Source organism: Clavibacter lycopersici (assembly GCF_003576405.1).
Classification (GTDB): Bacteria; Actinomycetota; Actinomycetes; order Actinomycetales; family Microbacteriaceae; genus Clavibacter; species Clavibacter lycopersici.
On sequence record NZ_QWGT01000449.1, the window covers coordinates 1 to 901 of the forward strand.

Genomic DNA, 901 nt, shown 5'->3' on the forward strand with positions numbered 1-901 from the left:
AGCGTGCGGAGGTGGCCGGCGGCGCGGAGGGCGCCCGCGACGCCGAGGGCGCGGACGAACGTGGGCGCCTCCCGCAGGATCCCGTGCGCGGGGACGCCGCCGGGTGCCTCCCAGACGGCTGCGCCGAGGATCCCGCCGCGGGCGTCGACCGCGACGTCCACCGTGCCCGCGGGGAGCGGGTCGCTGCGGAGGAGGGCGGCGAAGAGGAGGGCCAGGCGCTCGCGCTTGCGGGGGCCGGCGGGGATGAAGGCGGTCATCACGGGATCCTCCGCGAAGGCCTCGGCGAGCACGCGGGTGACGCCCTCGAGGTCGGCGGCGCGAGCCGTGCGGATGGCGGGGCGGTCGGTGCTCATGCCCCGACGCTAGACGACACATTGGGCCACCTGGCCCAATCTGCATCGCTTGGTAGCTTTCTCCCATGAAGCCCGCCTCCGAGAGCACCCGCGCCTACGGATCGCGGGACGCCCGGCGGGCCGAGCTGCTCGACGCGGCGGTGCGCGTCATGGCCGTCACGGGCGTCGCGGGGGCGAGCACGCGGGCGATCACGGCGGAGGCCGGCCTCGCGCACGGCGCGTTCCACTACTGCTTCGGCGTGCGGGAGGAGCTGCTCGGCGCGCTGCTCCGGCAGGAGGTCGACGCGGTCGTCGCGCAGCTGGAGGCCGCCGAGGATCCCGCGGGCGCGCCGCTCGGCGAGGTCGTCGCCGCGACCCTCCGCGCCGAGCTCGACCGGGTGCGTCGGGAGCCCGACCGCCAGCGCGTGCTGCTCGACCTCGCGTCCGCCGTGCAGCGGATCCCGGCGCTCGCCGACCTGCCCGCCTGGGAGCACGGCCGCTACGTGGAGGAGACCCGCCGCCGGTTCGCCGCGGCCGGCCTCGACGACGCGCGCGCCGATCGGTGCGCG

General features: G+C 77.6%; 1 protein-coding gene and 1 pseudogene. One reads left to right on the forward strand and one right to left on the reverse strand.

Features of this window, described 5'->3' with window-relative positions; translation table 11 throughout:
• A pseudogene (locus tag DZG00_RS15865) lies at positions 1-353 on the reverse strand (GNAT family N-acetyltransferase); the annotation flags it as partial.
• 65 nt (positions 354-418) lie between these two features.
• On the opposite strand from DZG00_RS15865, the gene DZG00_RS15870 reads away from it, so the two are divergent.
• The coding region (locus DZG00_RS15870) for a TetR/AcrR family transcriptional regulator (protein ID WP_119455841.1) at positions 419-901 on the forward strand (483 nt) is incomplete at its 3' end.